An 8,435-nucleotide genomic window follows, 5' to 3' on the forward strand; every position below is an offset into this window, starting at 1 on the left:
ACGACCGGGTTGACGATCTCCAGGTGCGACGGGTTGAAGGCCAGGCTCAGGTGCACCGGCCCGCCCGGCGTGGTGATGTCGCTCGAGAAGCCCTGGTGGTATTTCACGTCGCCCGACGGCAGGTTCTCGGGCGCCGTGTGGTCGAACTCGGCGAACAGATCCTTGGGCATCTTGCCCAGGGTGTTCACCAGCACGTTCAGCCGGCCGCGGTGGGCCATGCCGATCACGATCTCCTGCACGCCCCTTTCGCCGGCGCGCTGCACGATCTCGTCCATCGAGGCGATGAAGCTCTCGCTGCCCTCGAGGGAGAAGCGCTTCTGCCCCACATACTTCGTGTGCAGGTAGCGCTCGAGCCCTTCGGCCGACGTCAGCCGATCGAGGATGTGGATCTTCTCCTCCTTGGTGAAGCTCGGGTTCGAGCGGATCGACTCGAGCCGCTGCTGCCACCAGCGCTTCTCGGTGGGCTCGGTGCAGTGCATGTACTCGGCGCCGATGGTTCCGCAGTACGTCTCGCGCAGCGCCTGCAGGATCTCGCGCAGCGTCATGTTCTCGGCCGTCGTGAAGTACGTGTTCGTGGCGCTGAACACGATGTCCATGTCAGCCTCGGTCAGGTCGTAGAACGCCGGCTCGAGCTCCGGGATCTTGGCCCGTTCCTGGCGCTTGAGCGGGTCGAGGTCGGCCCAGCGCGAGCCGAGGAAACGGTAGCCGGCGATCAGCGACTGGACATGGACCTGCTTGCGAGCGATGGCGAGGTCCTCGCTGGAGGCGCGGTTGCCGAAAGCGTTGGCCTTGGCGCGCTGGGCGAACGACTCGATGACCGGCGCATGCGCCACATCGCGCGTGCTGGTGCCGTTGGCTGCAGGAACGTTCTGCAGCGCGTCGAAGTAGGCACGCCACTTGTCCGGGACCGAGCCGGGGTTGTCGAGATAGGCCTCGTAGAGCTCTTCGACGTACGGCGCATTGCCGCCGAACAGGTACGAGCTCGCCCTGTTTTCCTGCATCATTTCGCTCACCTTCCGTGCCGGTTTCCGACACTGCAGTGGGTTCAGAAGAAACCTTCCGCGCTTCGGCTTCGCCGGCTCACGGACTAGCGACCCGGCTCGCCCCTTGGAGGCTGCGAGCGGACGGGAAGGACCTCGATCAAGTCACGGCTGACTTTAACACCGGGGGTATCCGCGGCCGCTTCAAGGTCTGAGCAGCTTTGCCCGCGCCTGCTCGTACTCGCGCTCCAGCCGGCCGATCAGTTCGCGGGCCGGCACGACCGCCTTGACCGCGCCGATGCCCTGCCCGCAGCCCCAGATGTCCTTCCAGGCCTTGCGCGAGCCGCCCCCGAAATCCATCTTCGACGGGTCGCTTACTTCGAGCGCATCGGGGTCAAGACCGGCCTTGCGGATCGAGCCCTTGAGGTAGTTTCCGTGCACGCCCGTGAAGAGGTTCGAGTAGACGATGTCGTCGCTGCTGCTCTCGACGATCATCTGCTTGTAGTCGGGCGAGGCGCGTGCCTCGTCGGTGGCGATGAAGGCCGAGCCGATGTAGGCAAGATCGGCACCCATCGCCTGCGCGGCCAGGACGGCGCCGCCGGTGGAGATCGCCCCGGACAGGGCGATGGGGCCGTCGAACCACTCCCGGATCTCGCTCACCAGCGCGAACGGGCTCTTCACGCCGGCGTGCCCGCCGGCGCCGGCGGCGACCGCGACCAGTCCGTCGGCGCCCTTCTCCACCGCCTTGCGTGCGAAGGTGTTGTTGATGATGTCGTGCAGCACCACCCCGCCCCAGGCATGCACCGCATCGTTGACGTCGGTCCGCGCGCCGAGCGAGGTGATCACGATCGGCACCTTGTACTTGGCGCAGACCTGCATGTCGTGCTCGAGCCGGTCGTTGCTCTTGTGCACGATCTGGTTCACGGCAAAGGGCGCCGCCCGGCTGCCGGGGTGGTTGCGGTCGTGCGCAGCCAGCGTCTCGGTGATCTCGGCCAGCCACTCGTCGAGCTGCTCGGCCGGGCGGGCGTTCAGCGCCGGCATCGCGCCGACCACGCCGGCCTTGCATTGCTCGATCACCAGGCGGGGGTGGCTGATGATGAACAGCGGGGCGCCGATGATCGGCAGCGGCAGGTTGCGCAGGACGGACGGCAGCGGCATGACGATCCTTGTCGTGGGGTCAGAACGATTCGAGTGCCATCGCGGTGACGCTGGCCGCGCCCTCGACGATGGTGTCGCGCAACCCGGGCGCCTTGCTCAGGAGGTGTTCGGCGTAGAAACGCGCCGTCGCGGCCTTCGCCCGAAGGAAGGCAGCGTCGCCCTGCCCTGCGGCCAGCAGGCGTTCGGCGGCGAGCAGCGAACGGGCCATCTGCCAGCCGGCCATCAGGTTGCCGGCGAGCATCAAATAGTTCACGGAACCTGCGAAGACGGCGTTCGGATCGGTCTTGCTTCCAGCGGCCACGAAGCGGACGACGTCCTCGAAGGCTTCGCGCGCCGCCTTGAGCCGCTTCAGCACCGAGGCCTCATTCGTGCCCTGCCGCCCGGCCAGCTCGCTCTCCGTGGCCTCCACCTGCGCGGCGATGCCGAGGGCGACCTGGCCGCCGTCCCGCGCCGTCTTGCGGCCGACGAGGTCGTTGGCCTGGATCGCGGTAGTGCCCTCGTAGATCGTCAGGATGCGCGCGTCGCGCAGCAGCTGCGCCGCGCCGGTCTCCTCGATGAAGCCCATGCCGCCGTGGACCTGGATGCCCAGGCTCGCCACCTCGATGCTCATCTCCGTGCTGTAGCCCTTCACCAGCGGCACCATGAACTCGTAGAAGGCCTGGTTCTGGCGCCGGACCTCCGGATCCGGGTCGTGGTGCGCGGAGTCGGAGGCCGCGGCAGCGACGAGTGCCATCGCCCGGCAGCCCTCGGTGTAGGCGCGCATCGTCATCAGCATCCGGCGCACGTCGGGGTGATGAATGATGGTGGCGCTGCCCGCCACCGAGCCGTCGACCGGCCGAGACTGGACGCGCTCACGCGCGAACGCCGCTGCCTTCTGGTAGGCCCGCTCGGCCACCGCGATGCCTTGCACGCCGACCGCAAACCGGGCCGCATTCATCATGATGAACATGTACTCGAGCCCGCGGTTCTCCTGGCCGACGAGGGTGCCGATCGCGCCGGGCCCGCTGAGGCCCTCGCCGCCCTTGTCGCCGAACTGCAGCACCGCCGTCGGGCTGGCCTTAATGCCCAGCTTGTGCTCGATGCTGACGCACCAGGCGTCGTTGCGTGCGCCCGGCGAGCCGTCGGCGTTGACGAGGAATTTCGGGACGATGAACAGGCTGATGCCGCGCACGCCGTCCGGCGCACCGACCACCCTGGCGAGCACCAGGTGGACGATGTTCTCGGCCATGTCGTGCTCGCCGTAGGTGATGAAGATCTTCGTGCCGTAGAGCCTGTAGCGGCCGTCTCCCAGCGGCTCCGCGCGCGTACGCACCAGGGCCAGGTCGGAGCCGGCCTGCGGCTCGGTGAGGTTCATCGTGCCCGTCCACTCGCCGCTGATCATCTTGGGAATGAAGGTGTCCCGCTGCTCGCGCGTACCGGCCGTGAGGAGGGCCTCGATCGCGCCGTCGGTCAGCAGGGGACAGAGCGCGAAGCTGAGGTTGGCGCTGTTGATCATCTCGCTGCAGGCGGCTCCGATCGTCTTCGGCAGGCCCTGTCCGCCGAACTCGGTCGGGTGCTGGAGGCCCTGCCAGCCGCCTGCGCCGAACTGCCGGAACGCCTCCTTGAAGCCCGGCGTCGTCGTGACGACGCCGTCCTTCAGTGTGGAAGGCTGGAGGTCGCCGGTGCGGTTGAGCGGCGCGAGCACGCCCTGACTGAAGCGCGCGCATTCCTCGAGCACGGCCTCAGCGGTGTCCAGCCCCGCTTCCTCGAAGCCAGGAAGGCGGGCCACCGCTTCGAGCCCCGCGAGTTCCCGCATGCAGAAGAGCATGTCCTTGACCGGCGCGATGTAGCTCATGGCGTTTCCCCGCGAGGCGAAATGAAAGGGCCCGTCGGCCGACGCATCGGTGACGGGCCCGGGCTGGCTGGCGCTGCGGCCCCGGTCGAGGGCGTCAGAGCGCGGCGACCAGTTCCGGAACGGCGACGAAGAGGTCCTGGACCAGCCCGTAGTCGGCGACGCTGAAGATCGGCGCCTCCTCGTCCTTGTTGATGGCGACGATGACCTTCGAGTCCTTCATTCCGGCGAGGTGCTGGATGGCGCCGCTGATACCCGCCGCGATGTAGAGCTGCGGCGCCACGATCTTGCCCGTCTGTCCCACCTGCCAGTCGTTCGGCGCGTAGCCGGCATCGACGGCGGCGCGGCTCGCGCCGAGGGCGGCGCCGAGCTTGTCGGCGAGCGGCGTCAGGACCTCGTTGAACTTGTCGTTCGAGCCGAGGGCCCGGCCGCCGGAAACGATCACCTTGGCCGAGGTCAGCTCGGGCCGGTCGTTCCTCGCGATCTCCGCGCCGACGAACGACGAGAGGCCGGAGTCTCCGACCGCCGATACCGTCTCGATCGGGGCCGAGCCGCCGCCAGCGGGTGCCGGGTCGAAGCCGGTCGTGCGCACGGTGATCACCTTCACCGGGTCGAGGCCCTGCACCGTGGCGATGGCATTGCCGGCATAGATGGGCCGCTCGAAGGTGTCCGGCGAATGGACCTTGGTGATGTCCGAGATCTGGCCGACGTCGAGCTTGGCCGCGACCCGCGGCGCCACGTTCTTGCCCGCCGCAGTGGCCGGGAAAAAGATGTGCGTGTAGCCCGGCGCGACGGCAAGAACCTGTGCCGCGACGTTCTCGGCCAACCCGTGGGCGAACACCTCGCCCTCGGCATGCAGGACCTTGGCGACGCCGTCGATGGCCGCGGCCGCACTCGCCGCACCGGCGGAAGCCGCCCCGGCGATCAGCACATGCACCTCGCCGCCGCACTCGCGCGCAGCGGCCACGGTGTTCAGCGTCGAGGGGCGGACGCCTGCATTGTCGTGCTCCGCGACGACCAGGGATCGGGTGGGTTCGGCCATCTCAGATCACCTTCGCTTCGTTCTTGAGCTTCGCGACGAGCGTGGCGACGTCCGGCACCTTCACGCCCGCGCCGCGCTTCGGCGGCTCGCTCACCTTCAGGGTCTTGATGTGCGACTTGACGTCGACGCCGAGGTCGGCAGGCTTGAAGACGTCCATCTGTTTCTTCTTGGCCTTCATGATGTTCGGCAGCGTCACGTAGCGCGGCTCGTTCAGCCGCAGGTCGGTGGTGACGATCGCGGGCAGCTTGATCTTCAGCGTCTCGAGGCCGCCGTCGACCTCGCGCGTGACCACCGCGTGGCCATCGGCGACCTCGACCTTGGACGCGAACGTCGCCTGCGGCAGGTCGGCCAGCGCAGCGAGCATCTGGCCGGTCTGGTTGCAGTCGTCGTCGATCGCCTGCTTGCCCAGGATCACGAGCCCAGGCTGCTCCTTGTCGACCAGCGCCTTCAGCAACTTGGCCACGGCCAGCGGCTGCAGCTCGTCGTCGCACTGCACGAGGATGGCACGGTCGGCGCCGATCGCCATCGCCGTGCGCAGCGTCTCCTGGCACTGCTGGACGCCGCACGAGACGGCGATCACTTCGGTGACCACGCCCTTTTCCTTCAGCCGAACCGCCTCTTCGACGGCGATCTCGTCGAACGGGTTCATGCTCATCTTGACGTTGGCGATATCGACGCCGCTGCCGTCGGACTTGACGCGGACCTTGACGTTGTAGTCGACAACGCGCTTGACGGGGACGAGAACTTTCATGGGTCTCCTGCGCGGCAAGCGCCGGGCCTGCAAACGAACGACCGTGCTATTTTAAGCGAGCCCTATGATGCGGCGCCGCCCGGGTGACGAAATCGGTAGACGTAGCGGACTTAAAATCCGCGGCCGCAAGGCATGCGGGTTCGAGCCCCGCCCCGGGTACCAGCCGCGCGCCGGCTCTGCGCGAAATGGAACGGTTTCCGGCCGCACTTCAAGGCAGTGCCGGCCCAGGTCGACGGCACCATGGGCAGGAGCGCATCCACCCACCTGCCCTTGAACGCCAACGAAATCGCGATCTACGCCGTCGAGACGAGGGCGGTCATCCATGTTCTCTGGGGGCTGCTGCTGATCGCATCGATCAGCCTTGTCGGCGTCTCGATCACCTATGTCCTGCTGCGCATCAACCTGCGCTCGGCACAGAAGCGCGAGCGACAGCTGGCGCGGCACGTGGCGACGGCGAGTGCCGACCTGAGGCGCCTCGGCGAGCGGCTGGCGTCGATGGAGGACCTGGAGGGTCAGGTCACGTCGCTCAAGGCCCAGCTTCATCGCGCCCAGGCAACCCGGGCGACGCTGCAGGCGCGTACCGAGGAACACGAGGACCACCGGGCCACGCGACAGGCAGCCTGATCGGGCTGGAGCCAACGGCGCGGGGCTGGGCTCGATGGAGGCGCGGGGCGGAGTCGAACCGCCCTGGAAGGATTTGCAATCCTCTGCATAACCGCTTTGCTACCGCGCCCTGGATGCCCGGCAGCCACTGGCTGGCCGGCATCACCTCGATAAAAAGGGAAGCCACGGCTTCCCTTTCGTCAACTGGAGCGGGAGAAGAGTCTCGAACTCTCGACCTCAACCTTGGCAAGGTTGCGCTCTACCAACTGAGCTACTCCCGCATCGCCTGCCGGCACCTTGCGGCACTGGCAACGAGGGCGCAAGTATAGCGACAACGCGCTGCGCTTGCGCCTTCCGCACGGCCGCTCGAACACCCACCTGCTCAGTGCGTGAGCACGTCCCCGCCGACCGGAGGCACGCCCGCTGCCGGCGCCGCTGCCGCGGCCTCGGCGGGCTTGGCGACTTCGTCGTCCGGGAGCGGGCGCGGCATCGTCTCGAGCGCGATCTCGAGGACGCGGTCGATCCACTTGACCGGCACGATCTCGAGCTGGTTCTTGACGTTCTCCGGGATGTCCTGCAGGTCCTTGACGTTGTCCTCGGGGATCAGCACCGTCGTGATGCCACCGCGGCGTGCCGCGAGCAGCTTCTCCTTCAGCCCGCCGATGGCGGTGACCTCGCCGCGCAGCGTGATCTCGCCGGTCATGGCGACATGGGCCTTGACCGGAATGCCGGTGAGGGCCGACACGAAAGCCAGGGTCATCGCCGCGCCGGCGCTCGGGCCGTCCTTCGGGGTCGCGCCGTCGGGAACGTGGATGTGGATGTCGCGCTTCTCGAACAGCTCGTCCTTGATGCCGAGCCGGCGTGAGCGGCTGCGCACGACCGACCGGGCCGCCTCGACCGACTCCTTCATCACGTCGCCCAGCTGGCCCGTCCGGATGATGTTGCCCTTGCCGGGCATCACCGCCGCCTCGATGGTGAGCAGGTCGCCGCCGACCTCGGTCCACGCCAGGCCGACGACCTGACCGACCTGGTTCTGCTTCTCGGCCTGGCCGTATTCGTGCTTGCGCACGCCGAGGTAGTCGTTGAGGTTGTCCTCGGTCACGACGACCTTCTCGGTGACCTGCTTCAGCTGGATCGCCTTGACGACCTTGCGGCAGATTTTCGAGATCTCGCGCTCGAGCGAGCGCACGCCCGCCTCGCGGGTGTAGTAGCGGACGATGCCGCGCACAGCCGACTCGGTCACGTCGAGCTCGCCGTCCTTGACGCCGTTGTTCTTGGCCTGCTTGGGCAGCAGGTAGCGCAGCGCGATGTTGACCTTCTCGTCCTCGGTGTAGCCCGAGAGGCGGATCACTTCCATCCGGTCGAGCAGCGCCGGCGGGATGTTCATCGAGTTGGAGGTGGCGATGAACATCGTGTCCGACAGGTCGAAGTCGACCTCGACGTAGTGGTCGCTGAACGTATGGTTCTGCTCGGGATCGAGCACCTCGAGCAGCGCGGACGACGGGTCGCCGCGGAAGTCCATGCCGAGCTTGTCGATCTCGTCGAGCAGGAACAGCGGGTTCTTGGTGCCGATCTTGCTCAGGCTCTGCAGCACCTTGCCCGGCATCGAGCCGATGTAGGTACGGCGGTGGCCGCGGATCTCGGCCTCGTCGCGAACGCCGCCGAGCGCCATCCGGACGAACTTGCGCCCGGTGGCACGCGCCACGCTCTGGCCGAGCGAGGTCTTGCCGACGCCGGGTGGCCCGACCAGGCAGAGGATCGGCGACTTCACCTTCTCCACGCGCTGCTGCACCGCAAGGTACTCGAGGATCCGGTCCTTGACCTTGTCCAGGCCGTAGTGGTCTTCGTCGAGCACCTGCGCAGCGAAGGCGAGGTCCTGCTTGATCTTGGTCTTCTTCGCCCAGGGCAGATTGACGAGGGTATCGATGTAGTTGCGGACGACGGTCGCCTCGGCCGACATCGGCGACATCAGCTTGAGCTTCTTGAACTCGGCGTCGACCTTCTTCTTCGCCTCCTTCGGCATCTTGGCGGCGATGATCTTCTTCTCGAGCTCCTCCATGTCGGCGCCTT

At 67.4% G+C, this 8,435-nt stretch carries 7 protein-coding genes and 3 tRNA genes; 2 read left to right on the top strand and 8 right to left on the bottom strand.

Annotated elements, in window-relative coordinates:
• From AC30N0_RS00930 to AC30N0_RS00950, 5 genes are all read right to left on the bottom strand, one after another.
• Positions 1–1,004, bottom strand: a 1,004-nt coding sequence (locus tag AC30N0_RS00930; protein WP_489516072.1) for a 2-oxoglutarate dehydrogenase E1 subunit family protein, incomplete at its 3' end; no start/stop codon positions are given.
• 180 nt (positions 1,005–1,184) lie between these two features.
• Positions 1,185–2,138 (bottom strand): NAD(P)H-dependent flavin oxidoreductase, encoded by a 954-nt coding sequence (locus AC30N0_RS00935; RefSeq protein WP_489516066.1) that lies wholly within the window; start codon positions 2,136–2,138, stop codon positions 1,185–1,187.
• 19 nt (positions 2,139–2,157) lie between these two features.
• Positions 2,158–3,972 (bottom strand): acyl-CoA dehydrogenase, encoded by a 1,815-nt coding sequence (locus AC30N0_RS00940; protein ID WP_489516067.1) that lies wholly within the window; start codon positions 3,970–3,972, stop codon positions 2,158–2,160.
• Between the two features lie 94 nt (positions 3,973–4,066).
• Positions 4,067–5,011, bottom strand: coding sequence for an electron transfer flavoprotein subunit alpha/FixB family protein (locus AC30N0_RS00945; protein WP_489516068.1), 945 nt, complete (start codon positions 5,009–5,011; stop codon positions 4,067–4,069).
• A gap of 1 nt (position 5,012) precedes the next feature.
• Positions 5,013–5,762, bottom strand: coding sequence for an electron transfer flavoprotein subunit beta/FixA family protein (locus AC30N0_RS00950; RefSeq protein WP_489516069.1), 750 nt, complete (start codon positions 5,760–5,762; stop codon positions 5,013–5,015).
• A 77-nt stretch (positions 5,763–5,839) separates the two neighbouring features.
• On the opposite strand from AC30N0_RS00950, the gene AC30N0_RS00955 reads away from it, so the two are divergent.
• Positions 5,840–5,924 (top strand) — tRNA-Leu (locus tag AC30N0_RS00955).
• 108 nt (positions 5,925–6,032) lie between these two features.
• Complete coding sequence (locus AC30N0_RS00960) at positions 6,033–6,386, top strand: hypothetical protein (RefSeq protein WP_489516070.1); 354 nt, start codon at positions 6,033–6,035, stop codon at positions 6,384–6,386.
• Between the two features lie 35 nt (positions 6,387–6,421).
• Here AC30N0_RS00960 and AC30N0_RS00965 read toward each other — a convergent pair.
• From AC30N0_RS00965 to lon, 3 genes are all read right to left on the bottom strand, one after another.
• Positions 6,422–6,495, bottom strand: a tRNA-Cys gene (locus tag AC30N0_RS00965).
• 75 nt (positions 6,496–6,570) lie between these two features.
• Positions 6,571–6,646, bottom strand: a tRNA-Gly gene (locus tag AC30N0_RS00970).
• 101 nt (positions 6,647–6,747) lie between these two features.
• A partial coding sequence (gene lon, locus AC30N0_RS00975; protein ID WP_489516071.1) for an endopeptidase La occupies positions 6,748–8,435 on the bottom strand: 1,688 nt, incomplete at its 5' end.

This window comes from Rhizobacter sp., from assembly GCF_031412495.1.
Taxonomy (GTDB): Bacteria; Pseudomonadota; Gammaproteobacteria; order Burkholderiales; family Burkholderiaceae_C; genus Schlegelella_A.

Coding starts and splice junctions, on each gene's coding strand:
- AC30N0_RS00935 (WP_489516066.1), bottom strand. CDS start 2,138: ATGCCGCTGCCGTCCGTCCTGCGCAACCTGCCGCTGCCGATCATCGGC.
- AC30N0_RS00940 (WP_489516067.1), bottom strand. CDS start 3,972: ATGAGCTACATCGCGCCGGTCAAGGACATGCTCTTCTGCATGCGGGAA.
- AC30N0_RS00950 (WP_489516069.1), bottom strand. CDS start 5,762: ATGAAAGTTCTCGTCCCCGTCAAGCGCGTTGTCGACTACAACGTCAAG.
- AC30N0_RS00945 (WP_489516068.1), bottom strand. CDS start 5,011: ATGGCCGAACCCACCCGATCCCTGGTCGTCGCGGAGCACGACAATGCA.